Annotated in this window: 22 protein-coding genes; 9 read left to right on the forward strand and 13 right to left on the reverse strand. The window is 66.3% G+C overall.

The genetic code is table 11. The annotated features are described in order from the left end of the window. From Q0U08_RS03945 to rimP, 5 genes are all read right to left on the reverse strand, one after another. Positions 1-290: translation initiation factor IF-2 associated domain-containing protein (locus Q0U08_RS03945; protein WP_298089864.1), on the reverse strand; the 290-nt coding region annotated here is incomplete at its 3' end. Beyond that, positions 287-1,048 (reverse strand): DUF448 domain-containing protein, encoded by a 762-nt coding sequence (locus Q0U08_RS03950; RefSeq protein ID WP_298089865.1) that lies wholly within the window; start codon positions 1,046-1,048, stop codon positions 287-289. The genes Q0U08_RS03950 and Q0U08_RS03945, both read right to left, overlap by 4 nt. Continuing rightward, positions 1,029-1,253 carry a 4-oxalocrotonate tautomerase family protein gene (locus tag Q0U08_RS03955; protein WP_149681249.1) on the reverse strand — a complete coding sequence of 75 codons (225 nt, stop codon included), beginning with the start codon at positions 1,251-1,253 and terminating at the stop codon, positions 1,029-1,031. The genes Q0U08_RS03950 and Q0U08_RS03955 overlap by 20 nt, the downstream gene beginning before the upstream one ends. Further along, positions 1,253-2,881, reverse strand: a complete 1,629-nt coding sequence (gene nusA, locus Q0U08_RS03960; RefSeq protein WP_298089867.1) for a transcription termination factor NusA — start codon at positions 2,879-2,881, stop codon at positions 1,253-1,255. The genes Q0U08_RS03955 and nusA overlap by 1 nt, the downstream gene beginning before the upstream one ends. After that, positions 2,881-3,456 carry a ribosome maturation protein RimP gene (rimP, locus tag Q0U08_RS03965; RefSeq protein ID WP_298089869.1) on the reverse strand — a complete coding sequence of 192 codons (576 nt, stop codon included), beginning with the start codon at positions 3,454-3,456 and terminating at the stop codon, positions 2,881-2,883. The genes nusA and rimP overlap by 1 nt, the downstream gene beginning before the upstream one ends. 164 nt (positions 3,457-3,620) lie before the next feature. On the opposite strand from rimP, the gene Q0U08_RS03970 reads away from it, so the two are divergent. Both Q0U08_RS03970 and Q0U08_RS03975 read left to right on the forward strand, forming a co-directional pair. Continuing rightward, on the forward strand, positions 3,621-4,772 hold the full coding sequence (locus Q0U08_RS03970; RefSeq protein WP_298089870.1) for a PQQ-dependent sugar dehydrogenase: 1,152 nt from the start codon (positions 3,621-3,623) through the stop codon (positions 4,770-4,772). Continuing rightward, entirely contained in the window at positions 4,769-5,941 is a 1,173-nt protein-coding gene (locus Q0U08_RS03975) for a PQQ-dependent sugar dehydrogenase (RefSeq protein WP_298089872.1), read from the forward strand. Before Q0U08_RS03970 ends, Q0U08_RS03975 begins: the two co-directional genes overlap by 4 nt. An 8-nt stretch (positions 5,942-5,949) precedes the next feature. Here the strand turns inward: Q0U08_RS03975 and Q0U08_RS03980 are convergent, their stop codons facing one another. The 3 genes from Q0U08_RS03980 to Q0U08_RS03990 form a co-directional block, all read right to left on the reverse strand. After that, on the reverse strand, positions 5,950-6,774 hold the full coding sequence (locus tag Q0U08_RS03980) for a WecB/TagA/CpsF family glycosyltransferase (protein ID WP_298089874.1): 825 nt from the start codon (positions 6,772-6,774) through the stop codon (positions 5,950-5,952). Between the two features lie 96 nt (positions 6,775-6,870). Then, on the reverse strand, positions 6,871-7,284 hold the full coding sequence (locus Q0U08_RS03985; protein ID WP_298089875.1) for a PaaI family thioesterase: 414 nt from the start codon (positions 7,282-7,284) through the stop codon (positions 6,871-6,873). After that, positions 7,281-7,718 (reverse strand): PaaI family thioesterase, encoded by a 438-nt coding sequence (locus tag Q0U08_RS03990; RefSeq protein WP_298089876.1) that lies wholly within the window; start codon positions 7,716-7,718, stop codon positions 7,281-7,283. The genes Q0U08_RS03985 and Q0U08_RS03990 overlap by 4 nt, the downstream gene beginning before the upstream one ends. Positions 7,719-7,783: 65 nt before the next feature. On the opposite strand from Q0U08_RS03990, the gene Q0U08_RS03995 reads away from it, so the two are divergent. Continuing rightward, on the forward strand, positions 7,784-8,566 hold the full coding sequence (locus tag Q0U08_RS03995) for a crotonase/enoyl-CoA hydratase family protein (protein ID WP_298089878.1): 783 nt from the start codon (positions 7,784-7,786) through the stop codon (positions 8,564-8,566). A gap of 245 nt (positions 8,567-8,811) precedes the next feature. Here the strand turns inward: Q0U08_RS03995 and Q0U08_RS04000 are convergent, their stop codons facing one another. Then, positions 8,812-9,084: a hypothetical protein gene (locus tag Q0U08_RS04000; protein WP_298089879.1), complete on the reverse strand. Its 273-nt coding sequence runs from the start codon at positions 9,082-9,084 to the stop codon at positions 8,812-8,814. Positions 9,085-9,163: 79 nt separating this feature from the next. Continuing rightward, positions 9,164-10,501, reverse strand: coding sequence for a DEAD/DEAH box helicase (locus Q0U08_RS04005; protein WP_298089880.1), 1,338 nt, complete (start codon positions 10,499-10,501; stop codon positions 9,164-9,166). A 267-nt stretch (positions 10,502-10,768) separates the two neighbouring features. On the opposite strand from Q0U08_RS04005, the gene Q0U08_RS04010 reads away from it, so the two are divergent. Both Q0U08_RS04010 and Q0U08_RS04015 read left to right on the forward strand, forming a co-directional pair. Next, positions 10,769-11,773 carry a fumarylacetoacetate hydrolase family protein gene (locus tag Q0U08_RS04010; protein WP_298089881.1) on the forward strand — a complete coding sequence of 335 codons (1,005 nt, stop codon included), beginning with the start codon at positions 10,769-10,771 and terminating at the stop codon, positions 11,771-11,773. 313 nt (positions 11,774-12,086) lie between these two features. Next, complete coding sequence (locus Q0U08_RS04015) at positions 12,087-12,353, forward strand: hypothetical protein (protein ID WP_298089882.1); 267 nt, start codon at positions 12,087-12,089, stop codon at positions 12,351-12,353. A 74-nt stretch (positions 12,354-12,427) separates the two neighbouring features. Here the strand turns inward: Q0U08_RS04015 and sugE are convergent, their stop codons facing one another. After that, positions 12,428-12,745 (reverse strand): quaternary ammonium compound efflux SMR transporter SugE, encoded by a 318-nt coding sequence (sugE, locus tag Q0U08_RS04020; RefSeq protein WP_298089883.1) that lies wholly within the window; start codon positions 12,743-12,745, stop codon positions 12,428-12,430. 211 nt (positions 12,746-12,956) lie between these two features. On the opposite strand from sugE, the gene Q0U08_RS04025 reads away from it, so the two are divergent. The 4 genes from Q0U08_RS04025 to rarD all read left to right on the forward strand — a co-directional run bounded on the left by Q0U08_RS04025 (position 12,957) and on the right by rarD (position 17,618). After that, the gene (locus Q0U08_RS04025; RefSeq protein ID WP_298089884.1) at positions 12,957-14,240 is read left to right on the forward strand and encodes a 3-methyl-2-oxobutanoate dehydrogenase (2-methylpropanoyl-transferring) subunit alpha; all 1,284 of its coding nucleotides are present in this window, start codon (positions 12,957-12,959) and stop codon (positions 14,238-14,240) included. Positions 14,241-14,272: 32 nt separating this feature from the next. Continuing rightward, on the forward strand, positions 14,273-15,280 hold the full coding sequence (locus Q0U08_RS04030; protein WP_298089904.1) for an alpha-ketoacid dehydrogenase subunit beta: 1,008 nt from the start codon (positions 14,273-14,275) through the stop codon (positions 15,278-15,280). A 2-nt stretch (positions 15,281-15,282) separates the two neighbouring features. Further along, positions 15,283-16,563, forward strand: coding sequence for a dihydrolipoamide acetyltransferase family protein (locus Q0U08_RS04035; protein ID WP_298089886.1), 1,281 nt, complete (start codon positions 15,283-15,285; stop codon positions 16,561-16,563). A 158-nt stretch (positions 16,564-16,721) separates the two neighbouring features. After that, positions 16,722-17,618, forward strand: a complete 897-nt coding sequence (gene rarD / locus Q0U08_RS04040) for an EamA family transporter RarD (RefSeq protein WP_298089888.1) — start codon at positions 16,722-16,724, stop codon at positions 17,616-17,618. A gap of 17 nt (positions 17,619-17,635) precedes the next feature. Here rarD and Q0U08_RS04045 read toward each other — a convergent pair whose 3' ends face one another. Continuing rightward, a complete protein-coding gene (locus tag Q0U08_RS04045) occupies positions 17,636-19,069 on the reverse strand; it encodes a glucoamylase family protein (protein WP_298089890.1) in 1,434 nt (477 codons plus the stop codon). Between the two features lie 57 nt (positions 19,070-19,126). Then, on the reverse strand, positions 19,127-22,150 hold the full coding sequence (locus tag Q0U08_RS04050; protein WP_298089891.1) for a carboxypeptidase regulatory-like domain-containing protein: 3,024 nt from the start codon (positions 22,148-22,150) through the stop codon (positions 19,127-19,129). Positions 22,151-22,475: the final 325 nt, after the last annotated feature.

Consider the following 22,475-nt stretch of genomic DNA (forward strand, 5'->3'; position numbering starts at 1 on the left):
AGGCGGGCCTGACGCTCCTGCGCGGTCTCGTTGACCGGCGGGCGGGGCGGCTGCGGTGCCGGGGCGGGAGCCGGAGCAGGCGCCGGTGCGGCTTCAGGCGCGGGCGCCTGTGCCTCGGGCGTGCCTTCACCCGGACGGCCGAGCACGCGGCGACGCTTGGTCTCCACGATCACGGTGTTCGAGCGGCCGTGGCTGAAGCTCTGCTTCACCTTGCCGGTCTCGACCGTGCGCTTCAGCCCCAAAGGCTGGCGCATCCCGAGTTTCGGCTTGTCGTTGTCGGTCTCGCTCACTCAAATTCCTCGTGTACGTTCACGGCCGGTCGGTCACCGGAAAGATCGGACGCCGATGCGCCTTGCGAGGCCGTTTCGCAAGGCGTTGCCACAGGGTCGGGTCCGATAAAATGCAGCCAGCGGTCGAGCGCTTCGCTCACCCGCTTCGCTGCGTTACGATCTGTCAGGCCGATATGTACCACATTCTCGCGGCCCAACGCCAACGACAATATGGTGCGTTCCACCGGCAACGCCAACCCCTTCAGGTCGGAGCCTTCGCGGTCGGAACCGACCCGCCACGCCTGCGCCAGACGACGGGTGCCATCGGGCTTGGCATCGGCGGCATGGTAGAGCGCCTGCAGCTGGCCCGACCGCGCCGCCGTCTCGATCCGGTCGGAGCCGGTGAGAAGGCCACCCGAGCGCGACTCGAGCCCCAGCCGGTCGAGCGCATTGCGCTCCAGCGCGGCGGCGATCAGCGCGGGCAGGTCGCCCGGGATCTGGAAGTCGGACGTCTTGTAGGCACGCGCCAGCGCCCCCTTCAGCCGGCCCTTCCTGAGTGCGACCTCCAGCTCCGCGCGTCCCACGCCGATCCACGCGCCGCGGCCGGGAGCCTTGGCACGGACATCGGGCAGCACGCGGCCATCGGGCGCCAGCGCGAGACGCACCAGCCCGTCGCGCGCCTCGCGCTCGCCGGACAGGATGCAGCGGCGGACGGGGGCGCCGTCCGCTGCCGCCTCTGCCTGTTTTACGGCTTCGCGCTCATTGCCCCGGGACCGCATGCGCGTCTCCCTTCGGGGCATCGCGGTCGGCGATCAACTGACCGCCGGCGCCGTAGTTTTCCGTCGACACTTCCTCGATCACGATCTGGACGGCGGCCGGGTTCTTGCCCAGCCGCTCCACCATCGAGCGGGTCACGTCGGCGACGATATCGGCCTTCTGCGCCTTGGTGGCGGAGCCGGCCAGGCGGATGGAGATAAAGGGCATCAGGCCTGTTCGTCCTCCGCGGTGTCGGTGGCGGTGCCGGCCGCAGCCTCTTCGCCCTCTTCGTCGGCGAACCAGTGCGCGCGCGCGGCCATGATGATCTCGTTACCCTGCTCGTCGCTGAGGCCATATTCGGCGAGGATGCCGCCCTTGGGCTCGCGCTTGGGGGCATCGTCACCCCGGCGGCGCGGCTCGGCGCGCTTCTTCTCGACCAGCTCGTCGGTGGCGAGATCGGCGAGATCGTCCAGCGTCTTGATGCCCGCCTTGCCCAGCGTGACCAGCATCGCCTCGGTCAGATAGGGCATGTCTGCCAGCGCGTCCTCGACGCCCAGCGCCTGACGCTCGTCGCGATTGGCCTGCTCGCGGCGGTCGAGCGCTTCCTGCGCACGGCTTTGCAGTTCCTGCGCCAGATCGTCGTCGAAACCCTCGATGCTCGCCAGCTCGTCGATCTCGACATAGGCGACCTCTTCGAGCGCGCCGAAGCCCTCGGCGACCAGAAGCTGCGCCAGCGTCTCGTCCACGTCCAGTTCGTTCTGGAACATCTCGGAGTTCTGGACGAACTCCTTCTGGCGCTTCTCGGAGGCGTCGGCTTCGGTCAGGATGTCGATCGCCTTGGCGGTCAACTGACTGGCGAGGCGGACATTCTGGCCGCGACGGCCGATCGCCAGCGAAAGCTGGTCGTCGGGCACCACCACCTCGATCCGGTCCTCTTCCTCGTCGATCACGACGCGGCTGACGTTGGCGGGCTGGAGCGCGTTCACCACGAAGGTCGCGGTGTCGGGCGACCAGGGGATGATGTCGATCTTCTCGCCCTGCATCTCCTGCACCACGGCCTGCACGCGGCTGCCCTTCATGCCGACGCAGGCGCCGACCGGGTCGATCGACGAGTCGTGGCTGATGACGCCGATCTTGGCGCGGCTGCCCGGATCGCGGGCGGCGGCCTTGATCTCGATGATGCCGTCGTAGATTTCAGGCACTTCCTGCGCGAACAGCTTCTTCATGAAGTCGGGATGCGCGCGGCTGAGGAAGATCTGCGGGCCCCGGTTCTCGCGGCGCACGTTTAGGATCAGCGAGCGGATGCGGTCGTTGACGCGCACCGCCTCACGCGGGATCTGCGCGTCGCGGCGGATCACGCCCTCGGCACGGCCGAGATCGACCACGATATGGCCGAACTCGACGCGCTTGACGACGCCGGTGATGATCTCGCCCTGACGGTCGCGGAACTCCTCATACTGGCGCTCGCGCTCGGCATCGCGGACCTTCTGGAAGATCACCTGCTTGGCGGCCTGCGCCGCGATGCGGCCGAACTCGATCGGGGGCAGCGGATCGACGATGAAGTCGCCGATCGCGGCGCCCTTCTGAAGCTTCTCGGCGCCCTTCAGGTCGATCTGCTTGTAATAGTCGTCGACCTGCTCGACCACTTCCACGACGCGCCACAGGCGCAGGTCGCCGGAGTTCGGATCGAGCTTGGCGCGGATGTCGTTTTCCGCACCGTAGCGGGCGCGGGCGGCGCGCTGGATCGCATCTTCCATCGCCTCGATGACGATCGCCTTGTCGATCATCTTCTCGGATGCGACGGCGTTCGCAATCGCGATCAGTTCCGCCTTGTTGGCGGAAACGGCGGTGGCCATCAGTGCTGTCCTTCCGTGGTGGCGCCGTCCTCTGGCGCGTCCTGGTAAAAGAATTCGTCGGCGCCCTCGGTGGAGAGCGGCTGGGTGGCGGCGATCAGGCGATCGGTCATGAGCAGCTTTGCGTCCGCAATCTGGTCGAACCGCACCGTCATCGGCTTGAACTTGTTGACGTCGATCGTCACCTGATCGCCCTCGACCCCGATCAGGTCGCCGGTCAGTTGCTTGCGGTTCTCGATCGGCTCGACAAGGTAGATGCGCGCCTCATGCCCGGCCCAGTCGGCAAAGTCCTTGAGCCGGGTCAGCGGACGATCGATGCCGGGCGAGGAGACCTCCAGGCGATAGGCATGCTCGATCGGATCGCGGCCCTCGGCCTCCATCTGGTCGAACACGTCGGAAATGCGGCGCGACAGGTCGGCGCAGTCGTCGATCGTCAACTGGCGGGTATCGGGACGCTCGGCCATCACCTGCAGCGTCGGGTCCGACTGGCCGCCATACATCTTCACGCGCACCAGGGCGAAGCCGAGCGCCTTCGCCTCGGGTTCGATGATCGACGTGAGAAGGGCGATGTCCGCCATGCAAGATCCCGGATATGCAGGTTCGGTGCCGCGGTGCCGTTGCCCCGCAGCCTCTTTCACCTGACGATGTTAGAGAGTGATGCAGGATATACGCCCGAACGGGGCAAGGTACAAGCATCCTTCGCCAAGGTTCCGCGTTTGAGTGGGAAATCGGGAGGATGTTGATGCATGTAAGTCTGCTCGCGCTGTTGCCGGTGGCACTGATCGCCTGTTCCGGAAACGTCGAGGCGTCGTCCGACCCGGCCTCCGACAACGTCGCGACGCAGGCCGCCACGATGCCGGCGGGCGCGAAGCCGTTCACCGAGACCGTGATCGCCGACTTCGATTCGCCCTGGGCACTGGCCTTCCTGCCCGATCGGCGGATGCTGGTCAGCGAAAAGGACGGGCGGATGCTGCTGGTGTCCGCCGACGGAAAGACCAAAAGCGTCATCGCGACGCTGCCGGTCGATTCGGCGGGGCAGGGCGCGTTGATGGATATCGTGCCCGCACCCGGCTTTGCGCAGAACAAGCAGGTCTATTTCAGCTATTCCGCCGCTGGCGACGGCGGCAAGGGCGTGGTGCTGGCCCGCGGCGTGCTGGCCGACGACCGGTTGCGCCAGATCGAGGCGCTGTTCCGCGCCGGGCCGCTGGTGGAGGGCAATGGCCATTATTCGGGGCGGATCGCCTTTTCCCCCGATGGCAAATATCTGTTCTTCACCGCGGGCGACCGACAGAAGTTCACGCCCGCGCAGGACAAGCAGGCGACGCTGGGCAAGGTGTTGCGTCTGACCCTGGACGGCAAGCCGGCACCGGGCAATCCGCTGGCGGCGCAGGGGTTCAATCCGGCGGTGTGGTCCTATGGGCACCGCAACCTGCTGGGGCTGGCATTCGATGCACAGGGCAATCTCTGGGAACAGGAAATGGGCCCCAAGGGCGGGGACGAGGTGAACCTGATCCGCCCCGGGCTCAACTATGGCTGGCCCAACGCCTCCAATGGATCGCATTATGACGGGCGCGATATCCCCGACCACAAGCCCGGTGACGGCTATGAGCCGCCAAAGGTATCCTGGAATCCGGTGATCTCGCCGGGTGGATTGATGATCTACGCGGGCAATCGCTTCCCGCAGTGGAAGGGCGATGCGTTCATCGGCGGTCTGTCGAGCAAGGCGCTGGTGCGGGTCGACCTGAACGGGACGGAGGCGAGGAAGGGCGATCAGTGGGACATGGGCGCGCGCATTCGCGACGTGGCCGAAGGGCCGGACGGGGCGATCTATGTGCTGGAGGATGGTCGCGAGGGATCGCAGGGGCGGCTGATCCGGCTGGATCCGCGGTCATGACCCCGCGGCGCGCCACGCCCTTCATACTCGCGCTGCTGCTGCTGACGGGCGGGTGCGGCGATGATGACGGCAACGGATCAATCGCGCCGGTGCCCAGCCCGACGGGTACACCAACCCCGACGACGCCGACGCCCACCACCAGCGTGACGCGCAACGCAGTCGCGACCTTCGACAATCCATGGGCGATGGTGTTCCTGCCTGATGGGCGGATGCTGGTGACCGAGAAGCCGGGACGGCTGCGCATCGTGACCACCACCGGCACCGTGTCCGCGGCCGTGTCGGGCGTGCCGGCGGTCGCCTATGCCGGGCAGGGCGGGTTGCAGGACGTGGTGCTGGACCCGCAATTCGCCAGCAACAACCGCATCTATCTGAGCTATGCCGAGGCGGGTAGCGGCGGCAAGGGGCTGGCGGTGGCGCGCGGCACGCTGGTTGCCGATGGCGCCGGCGGGCGGCTGGACAATGTCAGCGTGATCTGGCGGCAGGATCCCAAGGTGTCGGGCGACGGACATTTCGGCGGGCGCATGGCGTTCTCGTCCGACCGGCGGCTGTTCGTGACCGCGGGCGAGCGGCAGAAGGAAACGCCGGCACAGGATCTGGCGCAGACGCTGGGCAAGATCGTGCGGATCGATCCCGATGGCGCGGTGCCCTCCACCAACCCGTTCGTCGGGCGCAGCGGCGCGAAGCCGGAAATCTGGACGCTGGGCCACCGCAATCCCTACGGCCTGGTCTTTGCCGCCGATGGCCGATTGTTCGAAAGCGAGCAGGGGCCCGAAGGCGGCGACGAGTTCAACCTGATCGAAGCCGGCCGCAATTATGGCTGGCCCAACGTATCGGAGGGGAATGCTTACGGCGGGACGCCGATCCCGCGGCATGCGACCAACCCGACCTTTATCGCGCCGCTGGTAAGCTGGACGCCGGTGATCGCGCCGGGCGGCATGATCCAATATACGGGCACGCGCTTTGCCGGCTGGACCAATGACTTCGTGCTGGCCGGGCTGGTCAGCCAGGGGCTGGTGCGCGTGCGGGTGACCGGCACGACGGCGAGCGAAGTCGGCCGGCTGGCACTGGACGCGCGGATCCGCGAGGTAGAGCAAGGGCCGGACGGCACCTTGTGGGTGCTGGAAGACGGGGCGCGGGGTCGGCTGGTGCAACTGACCCCGGCGGGATAGCGCGTCGCTCAGGCGACCGGCACCGCCTCGCGCTCTTCCTCCACCTCATGCCTGGGCGGCAGCGGGACCGGGTGCTTCTCGTCCTCCGGCTTGAAATTCGCCTGTCCCCAGGCGGCGACCAGCAGGAAGAAGTGGACGATGCCGACCGAATAGCGCTTGGCGAGGCGCTGCGGTTCGCTGGCCAGGCGATAGGCCCATTCCATGCGCGCATCGCGAACCCATTGCGGCGCGCGCTGCTTGGCGCCGGTCAGCCATTCGAACAGCGCGCCCACTCCCATGGCGAGCGGCACCTGCAACCGGTCCGCATGGTCGAGGATCCAGCGTTCCTGCAGCGGATTGCCCATGCCGACGATCAGCACGTCGGGCTTTGCTTCCCGGATACGCTCGATCACCGCATCCTCGTCTTCCCACAGCGAGAAGCCGTCCTGCGTGCCGACCACTTCGGTCGACCAGCTTTCGGCAAAAATGCGCGCGGCTGCCCCGACATTCTCCGGCGAGCCGCCGACCAGGAACAGGCGCAGCTTGCGGCCGAGCTTCTCGAAGAAGAACGGCGTGAAGTCGGTGCCGTTCAGGTTCTCGACGAACCCGCGCCCGCTGACCAGCCGCGCCCCGATTTCCGCCCCGATCCCATCGCTGACCACCAGCACGTCGCGCCGCGACGCCATGCGCCGCCCGATCGACTGGCATTCGACGACGAAATTCTGATTGGCGAAGAACAGGATCGTCCGCCGCCTGAGCGCGAGACGATGCCGTAATGCTTCCGCCAGAACATGACGGTCGCAGTTGATGACCGGGAATCCCCCGATCGATCGCTTTGTGCTTGCCCCCTGCATACCTGCCCCCAGGTCCGCTTTCGTTGTGGCAGGAGCTTAAATGCGGCGCGCGTTTTTGTTCCATTGCTATGAGGGGCTAGGGCACGACCGGAAATGCTACTCCGAAAGGACGGGCGACGGCCGGCTGATGCGGTACGTCATGCGCGCGGTGGCGATCGGGCGATCGCGATCATCCTGCCAGGCGATCGCCTCGACATTGGCGATGCGGCGGCCGAGGCGGACGATGCGTGCGGCGGCGCGCGTGGTGTGGTCGCGCCCGCCGCGCATGAAGTCGACAGTGACGGTGACCGGCTTGATCCGGCTGCCGCCCTCCGCCTCCAGCGCATGCGCCAGCATCGCGATCGCCGCGACCTCCAACAGTCCCGCGATCGCGCCGCCGTGAAGGAAGCCGGGGCGGCCGATGACGTCGTCGCCGAAGGGGAGGACGAGTTCGGGCGTGCCGTCGCCCGCGCGCTCGATCGTGCAGCCGAGCAGATCGGCATAGGGCGGCAGCGTCTGGGGCGGGTTCATGGTTGGCGGGGGTCGCGGAGGCCGGTGGTCATGAAGGTGCCGGTGACATGGGCGACGGGGTCGTCGGGGTTGCCGTCGTGCGCCTGTCCGCGGACAAAGGCGATGGTGCGGGTGACGCGGTAGCATTCGCCGTGTCCGATGACGGTGGCGCCCGGGGTGGCGGGGCGCAGATAGTCGACGCGCAGATCGAGCGTGGCATGCGGCACGAAACGCCCGCGTTTCAGCCACACCGCCAGGCTGGTGGCCATGTCCATGATGGTGATGATCGGCCCGGAGGCGATGACGCCGCTGTCCGGATCGCCGATCAGCGCCGGATCATAGGGCAGCGCCAGTTCGGCCCAGTCTACCCCGTGCGCATGATAGCGCATGCCCAGTCGGCCGCCATGGCCGCCAAAGCCGCCCGCGGCGGCGAACCGGTCGATATCGAACCTCATCGCGACATGCTGTACACCGCTGTACATGCGGCGCAATCGGCGTCAGGCATGTGTGGAGAGTGGTGATGGAAGACCGGGTGGCGATCACGCTGGCCGATGGCGTCGCCGAAGTGCGACTGGCCCGCGCCGCCAAGATGAACGCGATCGACGCGGCCATGTTCGCACAGATCGCCGACACGATCGCGGCACTGGCAACACGGTCCGAGGTGCGCGCCGTCATCCTGTCGGGCGAAGGCAATGCCTTTTGCGCCGGGCTGGACATGGCGGCGATGGCGGCAGGCGGCTCCGGCCTGCTCACCGAGGAGCGGACGCATGGTGCCGCGAACCTGGTGCAGCAAGCTGCCTGGGGCTGGAGAACGCTGCCGATGCCGGTGATCGCGGCGGTGCACGGCGTCGCCTTCGGTGGCGGCTGCCAGATCATGTCCGGGGCCGACATCCGGCTGGCCCACCCTGCGACCCGCTTCGCCATTCGCGAAATGCACTGGGGTCTGGTGCCCGACATGGCGGGTATCGCGCTTTGGCGCGGCATGGTGCGCGATGATGTGCTGCGCGAGCTGACCTATAGTGCGCGCGAATTCTCGGCGCAGGAGGCGCAGGCGTTCGGCTTCGTCACGCGCCTGACGGACGATCCGATGGGATCGGCACGCGATCTGGCGCGGGTGATCGCTTCGCACAGCCCGGATGCGGTGCGCGAGGCCAAGGGGTTGTTCGCGGTTGCCGCGGATGGCGATGCCGCCACCATCCTGCGTGCGGAAAGCGCGGCGCAGTTGCGGCTGATCGGCAGCACGAACCAGCGTGAGGCGGTGATGGCGAATCTGGAGAAGCGGGCGCCGCGCTTCGTGGATTGAGCGGGCGTGGGGCTGATTGGATTCACGCGAAGACGCGAAGACGCGAAGAAGATTTATACTCGCGCGGAGGCGCGGAGAACGCGGAGGGGCTTCGTTAGTGGTGATCGTTCCGTGCTTATCGGGCGATGGGTGAAGCGCTTCGCGGTTCAATAGGCGGGCATGTCTCCTGCGTTTTCTGCGCCGCTGCACGCAATAATTTGATGACGCTTCGCGTCCTGCCGGTCGGCGAAGCGTCGGTCGGGGTGTTACAGCACCACCGTTTGCGGTTTCGGCTTGGCCTGTTCGATAGCAACCAGGACCATGGCTTCCCAGATGGCGGGATCGCCGGCGGCGGCCATCTGCTGATCGGGCTCACGAAGCGTGCGCAGGACAGCCAGTGCGTCGGGCAGATGATCCTTCCAGTGATCGTCCACCAATGCGGAGGCGGATTCGGTCTCGCCACCGGCGTTGATGCTGATCCGCTGGCCGCAAAGCACGCGAGCGATGCGTTCGGCGGCGGGGGTATGGGCGATGTCCATGGCATCCTCCTTTTATGGATCGATGCCGGGACAACGCCCCGACCCCGCCGGTTTATCCCTGTCCCACGCCGGAGGGGCCTCAGCCCTGGGCGGGGGCGCCGGTGCTGCGGCCACCACCACTGCCGCCACGACGACGCTGCTGACGACCACGCGGGCCGCGGGGATCGCTGGGGCGCGCTGCATGCGTCGCCTTGGGCCGCGGCTGCTGACGCGGGCGGTCGACCCGCGGCGCGGGGTCCGCACCGATCGCCTTCACGCGCTGCGCCTTGATCGCCTCGGCCCGCTTCACGAAGTCGGCGGGCAGCGGAGTGACGGGCACCTTCTGGCGCGTCAGCTTCTCGATATCGCGCAGATAGGGCCGCTCGTCCTCGGCACAGAAGGCGATGGCGATGCCCGAACGACCGGCGCGCGCGGTGCGGCCGATGCGGTGGACATATTGTTCGGGCACGTTGGGCAGCTCGAAATTCACCACATGGCTGACGCCCGACACGTCGATGCCGCGTGCGGCGATGTCAGTCGCGACCAGGATGCGGACCTCGCCCGACTTGAACGCGCCCAGCGCACGCTCGCGCTGCGCCTGGCTCTTGTTGCCGTGGATCGCGTGCGACGCGATACCGTTGCCCGCCAGCAGCTTCACGACGCGGTCGGCGCCATGCTTGGTACGGGTGAAGACCAGCGCACGGTCGATCGCCGGATCGCCCAGCACGATGGTCAACAGCGCCTGCTTTTCCGTCTGGGTGACGAAGGTGACGTATTGCTCGACGCGCTCGGCCGTGGTCGCGACCGGGGTGACCGAAACGGTCGCCGGATCGTCGAGGAACTTGTCCGCCAGCTCGCGGATCTGGGTCGGCATGGTGGCCGAGAAGAACAGCGACTGACGCTTCTTCGGCAGCATCTTCACGATGCGGCGCAGCGCATGGATGAAGCCCAGGTCGAGCATCTGGTCCGCTTCGTCGAGCACCAGGATCTCGATCATCGACAGGTTGAGCAACTGCTGCTCGACCAGATCGATCAGGCGGCCGGGCGTGGCGACGAGGATGTCGACACCGCGCGCCAGATCATTCTTGTTCTTGGCGATGCTGGTGCCGCCGAAGACGGTGGCCACGGTCAGCTTGGAAAACTTGCCATAGCCGCGCGCATTGTCGGCGATCTGGCTGGCGAGTTCGCGCGTGGGCGCGAGCACCAGCATGCGGCAATGCGTCGGCAGCACGCGCTTGTTGGCGGCGACGAGGCGCTGGATCGACGGCAGCACGAAGGCCGCGGTCTTGCCGGTGCCGGTCTGGGCGATGCCCAGCAGGTCGCGGCCTTCCAGCAGCGTCGGGATCGAATCGCGCTGGATCGGGGTGGGTTCGGCATAACCCTTGGCTTCGAGCGCGCGGACGAGCGGCTCCGACAAACCGAGTTCGGAAAAGGACATGAAAACAGCCTTGGCAGCGGGCGCAGCCGCAATCGGCCGGCGCACCGGGGGGAAGAATGATGCCCCGCGTGACAAGGACAGCCTTTGATCGAAATATCGCGCCGGCGCCGGGACCAAAGTCCGTTCACGCTTGCCATGAGCCGGCACGATCGGCGGCTCGCCTGACTGAGAATCGCGAAAAAGTCAAGCTGCCGGGTGGGGCCGCGCGGGGTTGATCCGCGCCCCCGCTTCCGGCACGCCTGTGCCAAACAATGGAGAGGAACGCCCATGAAGCTTGCCAGCCTGAAGGGGGGTCGCGATGGCCGCCTCGTCGTCGTGTCGGACGATCTGGCCTGGTATGCCGATGCCGCGCATATCGCGCCGACCTTGCAGGCGGCGCTGGACGACTGGGACCGGTTGGCCCCCGACCTCGCCAATCTGGCCACCGATCTGGCGCATGACGCGATCCCCAAGGGGCGCTTTCACGAGCATGATGCCGCCGCGCCGCTGCCGCGCGCGTACCAGTGGGCGGATGGCTCGGCCTATGTGAACCATGTGGCGCTAGTCCGGCAGGCGCGGGGCGCGGAGATGCCGGACAGTTTCTGGCACGATCCGCTGATGTATCAGGGCGGTTCGGACGGCTTTCTGGGGCCGCGCGATCCCATCCCGCTAGCGGACGAAAGCTGGGGCTGCGATCTGGAGGCCGAGGTCGTAGTGGTGACCGGCGACGTGCCGCTGGGCGCCAGCCGCGACGAGGCGCTGGCGGCGATCCGGCTGATCGGGCTGACCAACGACGTGTCCTTGCGCGGGCTTATCCCCGGCGAACTGGCCAAGGGGTTCGGCTTCTTTCAGTCGAAACCGGCCTCCGCCTTTTCGCCGGTGTTCGTGACGCCGGATGCGCTTGGCGACTGGTGGCGGGACGGCAAGCTGCACCGGCGGTTGATGGTCGACCTGAACGGCAAGCCCTTCGGTCGCGCCGAGGCGGGCGAGGACATGACCTTCGACTTCGGCACGCTGGTCGCGCATGCCGCGAAGACGCGGGCACTGGGCGCGGGGACGATCATCGGATCGGGTACCGTCTCCAACCGCGACGCCGATGGCGGCCCCGGCAAGCCGATCGCGGAGGGTGGCGTCGGCTATTCGTGCCTGGCGGAGCTGCGTACCGTCGAGACGATCCGCGAGGGCGCGGCGAAGACGCCGTTCCTGAAGGCGGGCGATACGGTGCGGATCTGGGCGGAGGACGACCGGCATCATCCGATCTTCGGCGTGATCGAGCAGGTGGTGGGCGGGTGAGGGGGAGGCACGGCTGCCTGCCCCCTCTATCTCGTGACAGATGATCATACGGGAAACGCGGGGGCATCCTACCGTTGCTCGATCTTGCAAGGATACAATGCGTTAGTTATTTGGTCCTTGCTTGGTAAGCATTATTCAACGTTATGTGATTGATGTTGTAGATAATGCAGTCAACCCAACTTTGTTGGCAAACATTCATAGTTTGGCAAGTTTTTGCAATCCTAAACTATATATTTGAGTGTTTTGATCGTTGACGGGGCGAAGAAATGATTTATATTTGAGGAATAACTGCGGAAGTTGACGAGGTGTGGCCATGTATATCGGCATCGCTTTGACTTCCTTTTTGCTCGGCCTGTTTGTGAGTTGGAAGGCCTCTGAGAATCCGGCTCACGTAGGCTGCGGTCTGCCGATTGCTGTGATGGCGATCACTTTTCTTGCCATCATGGTCGTGCGTCCGGAAAGTTCCACCGCTGGGGTGGCCATTCCGATCTATGGCATGCTCAGCGTTTGCGGCAGCATTCCAGGTGCGCTGCTCGGCACGATTCTTCGGCACCGCGATCTCCGACGGCGGCGTCTCTGAAAGGTCTCGGCCAATGTGCCGATCCAAAATGCCCGACCGTCCGTATCGTAACTGACCGCAGCAGTGCCAAATCCCTACCCATCTGACAGCTTCATCAGCACCAGTCCGGAGACGATCAGCACCGCGGCACCGATGCGCATCGGATGCGCAGACTCGCCGAGGATCAGCACGCCGAGCAGGAAGGCGCCGACCGCGCCGATGCCGGTCCACACCGTATAGGCGGTGCCGAGCGGCAGGCTGCGCATCGCCCAGGACAACAGGCCGAAGCTGATGAACATGCCGACGAAGGTGACGATTGACGGCCATGGCCGGGTGAAGCCGTGCGATTGCTTCATCGCATATGCCCAGACGACTTCGAACAGACCGGCGATGGTGAGAATGATCCAGGGCATGGGCAGCGTCCTTTGATGGCTTGCTGCCGGGCCGTCCCGGTCTTGAACACCCGTATGGGGCGGGAACGTGGTCACCGCGCGGCGCAGATAGGAGATGGGTGGCTGCACGGCAAGGCGGCCACGAAAAGCGCCGCAGGGGCTTGAAATTTTATAACAGGCGGTTGAAACGAGTGATCGACCCGAAGATCGGGCGCCACTGATTGGAGAGAGCATGGCCGGACATTCCCGCGCCAATCTGCCGCCGCTGAGCCTGCATGTGCCCGAACCGCGTTTCCGGCCTGGCGATGCGGTGGATTTCAACGGCTTCGACGTGCCGCCCGCGGGTGCTGCACGGAGGCCCGATACCGGCGATGCGCCGGCCGATTTCCACGAACTGTCCTACAGCCTGGTCCGCGTGCTGGACGAGAAGGCCCGCGCGGTCGGCCCATGGGATCCGAAGCTCTCGCCCGACCTGCTGCGCCGGATGCTGCGCAGCATGGTGCTGTTGCGCGCATTCGACGAGCGGATGTTCCGGGCGCAGCGGCAGGGCAAGACCAGCTTCTACATGAAGGCGCGCGGCGAGGAGGCGGTGGCGGTGGCCGCGGCCTATGCGCTGGACGCCGACGACATGTGCTTCCCGTCGTACCGGCAACAGGGGCTGCTGATCGCGCGCGGCTGTCCGCTGGTCGACATGATGAACCAGATCTATTCCAACACCGGCGACAAGCTGGGCGGCAAGCAACTGCCCATCATGTATTCGGAAAAGCGGTTCGGCTTCTTCTCGATCTCGGGCAACCTGACGACGCAATATCCGCAGGCGGTGGGCTGGGCGATGGCGTCGGCGGCGAAGGGCGACAGCCGGATCGCCGCGGTGTGGTGCGGCGAGGGTTCGACCGCGGAGGGTGATTTCCACTCTGCCTGCACCTTTGCCGCGGTGTACCGTGCGCCCGTCATCATGAACGTCGTCAACAACCAGTGGGCGATTTCCAGCTTCTCGGGCTTTGCGGGGGCGGAGGCGACGACCTTTGCGGCGCGGGCGATCGGGTACGGGATTGCGGGCCTGCGCGTCGACGGGAATGATGCGCTCGCGGTCTATGCGGCGACGCAGTGGGCGGCGGAGCGGGCGCGGCTGAACCAGGGATCGACGCTGATCGAGCTGTTCACCTACCGCGCCGAGGGGCACTCCACCTCCGACGATCCCACGCAATATCGCTCCTCCGAGGAATCGGGCGCGTGGCCGCTGGGCGATCCCGTGGTGCGGTTGAAGGATCACCTGATCGCGATTGGCGAGTGGAGCGAGGAGCAGCACGCCGAGCAGGACAAGGCGTGTGCGGAGGAGGTGCGCGCCGCGCAGAAGGCGGCGGAGGCGAACGGCATATTGGGGCACGGGTTGCACCAGCCGCTCGATTCGCTGTTCGACGGGGTGTTCGAGGAGATGCCGTGGCACCTGAAGGAGCAGCGTCAGCAGATGCTGGACGAAGAAGAAGCGAGCGGGCGGCCATGGGCGAGGAAGTGACGATGGCGGAGGCAGCGCCCGAGACCGCCCGGATGACGATGATCCAGGCGATCAATTCCGCGCTGGACGTGGTGATGGCGCGCGACCCGGACGTGCTGGTGATGGGCGAGGATGTCGGCTATTTCGGCGGCGTGTTCCGCGCGACCGCGGGGTTGCAGGCAAAATACGGCAAGACGCGCGTGTTCGACACGCCGATCACCGAAACCGGCATCATCGGCGTTGCGATCGGCATGGGCGCCTACGGCCTGAGGCCGGTGCCCGAGATCCAGTTCGCGGATTATATCTACCCCGCGCTCGACCAGTTGGTCAGCGAGGCGGCGCGGTTGCGCTACCGCTCGGCGGGCGAGTTCACTGCGCCGATCACGGTACGGTCGCCCTTTGGCGGCGGCATCTTCGGCGGGCAGACGCACTCGCAGAGCCCGGAGGGCATCTTCACCCACGTCTCCGGCATCAAGACGGTGATCCCGTCGACGCCCTATGACGCGAAGGGGCTGTTGATCGCGGCGATCGAGGACAATGACCCCGTCCTCTTCTTCGAGCCCAAGCGCATCTATAACGGTCCGTTCAACGGCCATTGGGACCGCCCGGCGGCGAACTGGTCGCAGCATCCCGGCGGGGCGGTGCCGACAGGCTATTACAAGGTCGAACTGGGCAAGGCCGCGGTGGTGCGCGAGGGCGAGGGCGTGACGATCCTGTGCTACGGCACTATGGTGCATGTCGTCGCCAACACCGTGGCCGACATGGGCGTGGATGCCGAGATCATCGACCTGCGCACGCTGGTGCCACTGGACATCGACACGATCGAGGGATCGGTGAAGAAGACCGGGCGCTGCATGATCGTGCACGAGGCAACGCGTACCGGCGGCTTCGGCGCGGAGCTGTCCGCATTGGTGCAGGAACGCTGCTTCTACCATCTGGAAGCGCCGATCGAGCGGGTGACGGGTTTCGACACGCCGTATCCGCACAGCCTGGAATGGGCATATTTCCCGGGGCCAGTCCGCATCGGACAGGCGCTCAAGAAGATCATGAAGGACGCTTGAGGATGGCGCGTTTCACCTTTCGCCTGCCCGATATCGGCGAGGGCATCGCCGAGGCGGAGATCGTCGCGTGGCATGTCGCCGTGGGCGACCGGGTCGAGGAGGACCAGAACCTCGCCGACATGATGACCGACAAGGCGACGGTCGAGATGGAGTCGCCGGTGTCGGGCACGATCATCGAGGTGGCGGGCCAGGTCGGCGAGATGGTGCCGATCGGTGCGGCGCTGGTGGTGATCGAGACCGAGGCGGTGGAGGAGGCCGGTTCGGGCGAGGTGGCCGAGCAGATCGAGGCGGAAAATCCGGGGGTTGAGGAGGTTGCGCCTTCGCCGGCTCCGGTAAAGGCGGACCCAGAGAGCGCGCCGCCTGTGGCGGCCCCTCACCCCGGGGGGGAGAGGGAGGCGCATCCGATTCCGGTTGCTCGTGAACACAAGGCGTTGGCTTCGCCGGCGGTGCGGGCGCGGGCGAGGGAGCTGGGCGTCGATCTGGCGCAGGTGCGGGCGGCCGAGGGGGATCGCATTCGCCATGCCGATCTGGATGCATATCTGCGCTATGGTTCCGCGCAGGGCTACACGCCCGATGCTCCGCGTGCGTGGGAGGACGAAAGCGTTCGCGTGATCGGCATGCGGCGGCGCATCGCCGAGAATATGGCGGCCGCCAAGCGCAACATCCCGCACTTCACCTATGTCGACGAGATCGACGTGACCGCGCTGGAGGCGATGCGTGCCGACCTGAACGCGCATCGCGGCGAGCGGCCCAAGCTGACGTTGCTGCCGTTCCTGATCGTCGCCATGTGCCGCACGCTGCCCGACTTTCCGATGCTCAACGCGCGCTACGACGACGAGGCGGGCGTGGTGACACGCTCGGGACGGGTGCATTGCGGGATGGCGACGCAGACGCCCGCCGGGCTGACCGTGCCGGTGATCCGCGACGCGCAGGATCGCAACGTCTGGCAGCTCGCCACCGAGATCACCCGGCTGGCCGAGGCGGCGCGGGCCGGTACGATCCGTAGCGATGAGATGGGCAGCGGCACGATCACCGTCACCTCGCTGGGTCCGTTAGGCGGCATCGCGACGACACCAGTGATCAACCGCCCGGAAGTGGCGATCGTCGGGCCGAACAAGATCGTCGAGCGTCCGGTGTTCCGGGGCGACGAGATCGTGCGCGCCAAGCTGATGAACCTGTCGATCAGTTGCGACCACCGGGTGGTCGATGGCTGGGACGCGGCGAGCTTCGTGCAGGCGCTGCGGACCTATCTGGAGACGCCGGTGTTGCTGTTCGCATCCTGATAAGAGGAACGGCGATGCGTGGGTACGCGGCTGCGCCGCTACTCGACGGCTACTCGGGGCGAACGGGACAGGTGTAGCGTCGTCAATTCACAGGTCCTTTAGCCGTTTGATGGCGTAGTCGCTTGCCAATCATGCTGCGCTGCAGGACAGGACGGTTCATGACTGCGACCGCTTCTCCTGCCCGTACCGGCCTGATCCTGGGGATCGGGGCCTATGTGACCTGGGGGCTGTTGCCGCTGTACCTGAAGCTGTTGGCGGGGGTGCCGGCGTTTCAGGTGGTGGCGCATCGCATCCTGTGGTCGGTGGTGCTGTTGTTGCTGGTGGTAGTGGCGATGCGGCGGGGGGCGGCGATCCGGGCGGCGGCGCAGGGTCGCACGCTGCTGCTGTTGTGCGGGAGCGCAGGCCTGATCGCGGTCAACTGGCTGGTCTATATCTGGGCGGTGCAGCACGCACATGTGCTGGAGGCGAGCCTTGGCTATTTCATCAACCCGCTGGTCAATGTGGCGCTGGGCGTGGCGGTGCTCGGCGAGCGCGTGCGGCGCGGGCAGGCGGTGGCGATCGGGATCGCCGCGGCGGGGGTGCTGCTGCTGGCGCTGTCGGGCGGCGGCGCGTTGTGGATCTCGCTGACGCTGGCGGTGACGTTCGGGGTTTACGGCCTGTTGCGCAAGGTGGCGGCGATCGATGCGCTGGGCGGGTTGACGGTCGAGACGCTGCTGCTGTCGCCGTTCGCGGCAATCTTCATCGCGCAAGCGCAAATGGCGGGCACGGGCGCGTTCGGGCAGTCCATGAGGATGGACGTGCTGCTGGTGCTGGCGGGCGCGGTGACGACGGCGCCGCTGCTGATGTTTGCGGCGGCGGCACGGCGGATGCGCTATGCGACGCTCGGGCTGCTCCAGTATCTGGCGCCGACCTTGCAGTTCCTGCAGGCGGTGCTGTTGTTCGGCGAGACGCTGAAGCCGGTCCATATCGCGACCTTCACCCTGATCTGGGCGGGGTGTGCGCTCTACGCCTATGACAGCGTGCGGGGCAGCAGGACGCCGGCGACGCGCGCCTGACGCGCGCCTGACGCGGGTCAGGCCATCCAGCCGCCGCTGAACCCGGCGCGCTCCAGCCCGCGGCGAAGGTGCGGATTGCGCTTCATCGTGTTCCAGACGAGGCCCGTCCGGTGGTTCTCGATCATGGCGACGATCGGCCCCTGATCGATGCCGAGATGGTCGGTCGCCACCCAGCCGGTGCCGGGGACGATGGAGCCGTGTTGCAGCCGGTGGCTGGTCTGTTTCAGAGTCAGGTTGAAGCTGTCGCGGAAACCATATTCGTCATAGATGCCGGGGTAGCGCGCGATCATCGCCTGGGCGGTGGGGATGACGATTTCGGGCGCGAAGGCGATCGAGCCGAAGGCGGCGGTGGGCGCGATGGTGCCGTCGTCACGGTCGCCGGGGCCGCGGGCGGAGTAGCTGAAGAACTCGCGGTTGCGGCCGTCAATCTCCTGTACGAAGTCGCCGGGGCCGTCGCAGGCGGTGAAGCCCCATACATCCTCGCCATAGCCGACCCAGCCGCCGGGATTGGCAATGGCATAGCGTTGCTGCGCATAGGTGGCACGGCGGCTGTTCTCGAAATAATCGATCCCGCGCCGGCGCGAATAGGCATCGGTCATGCCGCGGAAATCGACCCAGACCTGGCTGTACTGGTGGCCGAAGAGCGGCGGAAAGGCGGTGAACGCGTCGACATAGCTGGCATCCCAGGACGGATCGAACGTGTCGGTCCAGCGCGTCCAGGTGTCGGCGGGGAGCGGATGGCTGGGGGAGCCGAGCGCCAGCAGATAGAGGATCAGGCTTTCGTTGTAGATATTCCAGTCGCTGGAGATGAAGCCGCTTTCGGGCATCCAGCCCATCGATACGAACGGTGCGCGAGGGGTGATCCACGTCCATTCCACCGCGGTGTAGAGTTGTTCGGCGAGTGCGCGGATCTCGGCCTCGCGAATATCCTGGGCGTCGAACCAGCTTTGCACGAACAGCACGCCCGCCATCATCAGCGCGGTGTCGATCGTCGACAGCTCGCATTTGGCGAACCGGTGCCCCCTGGTCATGCCGAGGAAGTGATAGAAGAAGCCCTTATATCCCGAAAAACCCGTTGGTTGGTCGCCCTGTGGTGCGGCGGCGAGGAAGCGCAGGGTGGTGAGGACGCGAGCGCGGGCCTGATCGCGGGTGATCCAGCCATTGGCGACGCCGATGGGGTAGGCGGTGAGCGCAAAGCCGATCGCGGCGATCGAGGCGAAGGAGGGGGTGGGCCAGCGATCGGGGGCGAGGCCCGTGACGGGGTCGGTCGAGTCCCAGAAATAGCGGAAGGTGCGCTGTTGAATGTCCTTCAGCAGCGCGTCGGGCGCGGAGATGGGCGGGCCGAAGGGCGCGACCAAAATGGGCGGCGGGCTGACGCGGGCGGGGGTGCAGGCGGTGACGAGACCGGCGGTTCCGGCGGCGAGCAGGCTGCGACGGGTCAGATTCGACATGGGATCAGAAACGCTTGCCGCCTGCAAGCGGATGCATGGCAGGCGGCATGTCGCGGATCAGAAGCGGAACTGCACGCGGCGGGGCAGGGTCAGCACGCGCGTGGCGTTGGCGGCATCGGCGGGACGCAGCGTATCGGGCGGGGTGGCGGACAGGTTGATGCCCTCGTCGAAGCCGGCGAAATTCTTGTTGTTGAAGGCGTTCAGCACGTCCACCGCCGCCTCGAAGCTGTCGCTGTTGCCAAAGATCGAGAAGCGCTTGGCAAGCGTCAGATTGACCTCGCAAAAGGCGAACAGCCCCTTGATGCAGTTCTTCTCCGGATAGCCGACACGGAACTCGCGCTGGCCGGGTTCGGTGCCGTTGGTGGTATCGACGATGTTGTAGGCCGAGCCGCTGCCCAGCGTGGTGATCGTCGAGAATTTGAAGCCGAGCGGCAGATCGACGATGCCGGACAGGACGACGCGGTGACGCTCGTCGCCGACCGAGGGGCGCCAGCCATAGGCATCGGGGACGATCTCATCGAGGCTGAACAGGTCGAACACGTCGTTCGCGCCGTTCTTCTCCGCCTTGCCCAGCGTATAGGCGATGTTGAGGCCCCAGCCCGACGCCTCGGTATAGGTCTTGTCGAGGGTGAAGAAGAGCGCCTTGTAGCGGGTGTCGAGCCCGTCATAGCCGATCAGCACGTTCTGGTAGCCGAGCGCGCGGACGGTGGAGAGCAGCGCCGGATCGTTGGGCGCGCCCAGGCCGCCATTCTGTCGCGTGGCGAACAGATAGGTATAGCCGTTGCGGCCGCGCTGATAGGAGGCGGAGAGCGACGCCTGGAACGGGCCGACGCGTTGGCGGACGCCGAACGAGACCTGATCGTTGACCGGCGGCTTGGTGTCGTTCTTGGTGGCGAGCAGCTCGGGCAGGCCGGTTTCGGGCTGGGTCGAGAGCAGGGTCAGCAGGCCGTCGCGGGTCAGGTAATTGGGGTTCCAGGCGACGGTGGGCAGGCCGCGGCGCGGGGTGCCGTTCGGCGAGAAGCGGAAGACGCCGACCGGGTTGATCGTGCGGCTGAGTTCATCGACGGTGTTGTTGAAGTTGTTGCGATCATAATAGCGGCCGGCGCCGCCGAAGATCACCGTCGACTGGTCGTCCTTGATATCCCAGGAGAAGCCGAAGCGTGGTGCGATGGCACCGGCGAACGGCTTGCGGTTGCGCCCCGTGGAAATATAGTTTTCGGGATCGAAATAGAAGGTGCTGGGCAGCGACCGCAATGCGGCGGCGGCATTGTCGGGCGTGCGGAAATTGTTGTTCTTGGCGTTGGTTTCGTAATCCCAGCGCACGCCGATGTTCAACTGGAGCCGGCCGGTGACGTTCCAGTCGTCCTGCGCATAAACGCCGACCTGCGTGTTGGAGCCGTAGATGCGGCCATTGCCGAGGCCGAGGCGCGCTTCCGACGGGAAAGCGAAGGTCAGGTCGTCGCTGGGGTCGTTCGGGGTGCCGGCATTGTCCGCGCGGTTAAAGGTGTAGCGCGGCTGGATATAGGCGTTGTTGATGAACTCGATATCGGTGATCTCGACGCGGCCACCGACCTTGAACACATGGGTGTCGATGCCGGTATAGGTCAGGTCGTTGCGGAAGGTGTAGCTTTGCTGCACCTCGCGCCGGGTGGAATCCTTGCCGCCGAAGACGATGACGCCCGCATAGTCGAACGAGGGCAGGTCCGGGTTCAGCGAGGTCGGATTGAACACATAGCTGAGGTAGTTGGCGTTGAATTCGTTGACGAAGCTGTCGCCGGTATAGGTCCATTTGAACAGATAGGTGTCAACGGTGTTGATCTTGTTCTCGGCGCTTTCGTAGCTGACATTGCCGTCGAAGCCCTGGATGTCGGTTTCCTGGCGACGGCTGTACGACAGGTCGAACACCTGACGCTCGTCCGGGGTCAGCGTCAGCTTGCCGAAGTAGAAGTCCTGGCGGAACGGGCTGACAAAGGCGCCCTCGAATTCGCTCAGGCGGCGGCCGGAGAATTGCTCGAACTCGTTGATCGCGGCCTGTTCGCCGGACGAGTTGACGATCAGCGCACGGTCCTGGTCATTGCCTTCGTACGCGCCGAAGAAGAACAGCTTGTCCTTGATGATCGGGCCGCCGAGCGACGCGCCATATTGCTTGCGCTCGAACGCCGGCTTGGGGTCGCCGCGGCGGCGCACGATGTAATCGGTCTGGCTGAGCGAGCGATCGGTATATTGGCCGAAGACCTCGCCGTGGAACTCGTTGGTGCCGGACTTGGTGACCGAGGTGATGATCGCGGAGCCGGCCTGTTCGTATTCCGCCTTGTAGTTCTGCGTCAGGACGCGGAATTCCTGCACCGCGAGCTGGCCGAAGGGATTGCCGCGGCTGTTCTGCTGTCCGGCGACGCCGCCTTCGCGCAGCTTGTTCTTCAGGCTGACGCCGTCGATGAAGACGTTGACCTGGCTGGCCGCCGAAGCACCGGCCTGGAACCCCTTGTTCGTCTCGGAATCATTGTAGCGGACGCCGGGGGCGAGGGCGGCGAAGCTGAGGAAGTTGCGATCGGTCTGCGGCAGGGTACGGATCTGTTCCTGCGTGATGTTGGTGGCGATCTCGCTGGTCTTCACCTCGACCAGACGGTTGCCGGTGACGACGATCTCGCCGCCCTCGCCACCGCCAGGTGCCGCCGGGGGCGTGCCGTCGATCGTGGTTTCGGTGCCAGGCGTAGCGGTCGGCGCGGGCGCGGCGAGGCGGATGTCGAGCGTCGCGGACTGGCCGATCGAGACGATGACGAGGCGTTCGGCGGTCTCCCCGCTCGTCGCGGTGGTGGTGATGCGGTACTGGCCCGGACGCAGGCCATTGAGGACGAAGGCGCCGTTCTGATCGGTGGTGCTGCGCTGCGTCTGGTTGGTGCCGGTGTTTACCGCAGTGACCGACGCGCCGGCGGCGGGCGCGCCGTCCGGGCCGGTCACCTGGCCGCGGATCGAGGCGGTCGTCGTCTGTGCGGCGGCGGGCGCCAGCGTGATCGCCGCGCTTCCCAATATGGTGGAGGTGGCAAGCGTGGCGCGCAGCGCGGCGGTCATCATCGTCTTCATCACATAGTCCCCATGGGCCGGACCTGTCGGGTCCGTGCCGGTCCTGCCTGCGGGCTGCCGGCGCCGTGGGGCCCCCGTCGCCGCCGGTTATACCGGCCGGGACGGAAGACTGGGCGGGGATGACCCGCCATCGGCAATCCTCTCCGTAACGGAGCCGTGCGCAACCCTGATGCCGTCGTCGCCGGGTGCGGGAGAGTCGCCCCTGCTTGTCGTTGCAGCAGAGCCGAAGTGCTAATCCCGATCGCTTGTGTACGCCAAGCGACCTTATGGTGGAGCGTGTTGCATTCAGGGCCCGCTGTGGCGCGGCCGCCACGCGGCAGGAGGG

It is taken from the genome of uncultured Sphingomonas sp. (assembly GCF_946477935.1).
GTDB lineage: Bacteria > Pseudomonadota > Alphaproteobacteria > Sphingomonadales > Sphingomonadaceae > Sphingomonas.

Coding starts and splice junctions, on each gene's coding strand:
- nusA (WP_298089867.1), bottom strand. CDS start 2,881: ATGGCCACCGCCGTTTCCGCCAACAAGGCGGAACTGATCGCGATTGCG.
- Q0U08_RS04005 (WP_298089880.1), bottom strand. CDS start 10,501: ATGTCCTTTTCCGAACTCGGTTTGTCGGAGCCGCTCGTCCGCGCGCTC.
- sugE (WP_298089883.1), bottom strand. CDS start 12,745: ATGCCCTGGATCATTCTCACCATCGCCGGTCTGTTCGAAGTCGTCTGG.
- rarD (WP_298089888.1), top strand. CDS start 16,722: ATGACTGCGACCGCTTCTCCTGCCCGTACCGGCCTGATCCTGGGGATC.
- Q0U08_RS03975 (WP_298089872.1), top strand. CDS start 4,769: ATGACCCCGCGGCGCGCCACGCCCTTCATACTCGCGCTGCTGCTGCTG.
- Q0U08_RS04045 (WP_298089890.1), bottom strand. CDS start 19,069: ATGTCGAATCTGACCCGTCGCAGCCTGCTCGCCGCCGGAACCGCCGGT.
- Q0U08_RS03950 (WP_298089865.1), bottom strand. CDS start 1,048: ATGCGGTCCCGGGGCAATGAGCGCGAAGCCGTAAAACAGGCAGAGGCG.
- Q0U08_RS03985 (WP_298089875.1), bottom strand. CDS start 7,284: ATGAACCCGCCCCAGACGCTGCCGCCCTATGCCGATCTGCTCGGCTGC.
- Q0U08_RS04030 (WP_298089904.1), top strand. CDS start 14,273: ATGACGATGATCCAGGCGATCAATTCCGCGCTGGACGTGGTGATGGCG.
- Q0U08_RS04015 (WP_298089882.1), top strand. CDS start 12,087: ATGTATATCGGCATCGCTTTGACTTCCTTTTTGCTCGGCCTGTTTGTG.
- Q0U08_RS04010 (WP_298089881.1), top strand. CDS start 10,769: ATGAAGCTTGCCAGCCTGAAGGGGGGTCGCGATGGCCGCCTCGTCGTC.
- Q0U08_RS03980 (WP_298089874.1), bottom strand. CDS start 6,774: ATGCAGGGGGCAAGCACAAAGCGATCGATCGGGGGATTCCCGGTCATC.
- rimP (WP_298089869.1), bottom strand. CDS start 3,456: ATGGCGGACATCGCCCTTCTCACGTCGATCATCGAACCCGAGGCGAAG.
- Q0U08_RS03990 (WP_298089876.1), bottom strand. CDS start 7,718: ATGAGGTTCGATATCGACCGGTTCGCCGCCGCGGGCGGCTTTGGCGGC.
- Q0U08_RS04025 (WP_298089884.1), top strand. CDS start 12,957: ATGGCCGGACATTCCCGCGCCAATCTGCCGCCGCTGAGCCTGCATGTG.
- Q0U08_RS03970 (WP_298089870.1), top strand. CDS start 3,621: ATGCATGTAAGTCTGCTCGCGCTGTTGCCGGTGGCACTGATCGCCTGT.
- Q0U08_RS04000 (WP_298089879.1), bottom strand. CDS start 9,084: ATGGACATCGCCCATACCCCCGCCGCCGAACGCATCGCTCGCGTGCTT.
- Q0U08_RS03995 (WP_298089878.1), top strand. CDS start 7,784: ATGGAAGACCGGGTGGCGATCACGCTGGCCGATGGCGTCGCCGAAGTG.
- Q0U08_RS04050 (WP_298089891.1), bottom strand. CDS start 22,150: ATGAAGACGATGATGACCGCCGCGCTGCGCGCCACGCTTGCCACCTCC.
- Q0U08_RS03955 (WP_149681249.1), bottom strand. CDS start 1,253: ATGCCCTTTATCTCCATCCGCCTGGCCGGCTCCGCCACCAAGGCGCAG.
- Q0U08_RS04035 (WP_298089886.1), top strand. CDS start 15,283: ATGGCGCGTTTCACCTTTCGCCTGCCCGATATCGGCGAGGGCATCGCC.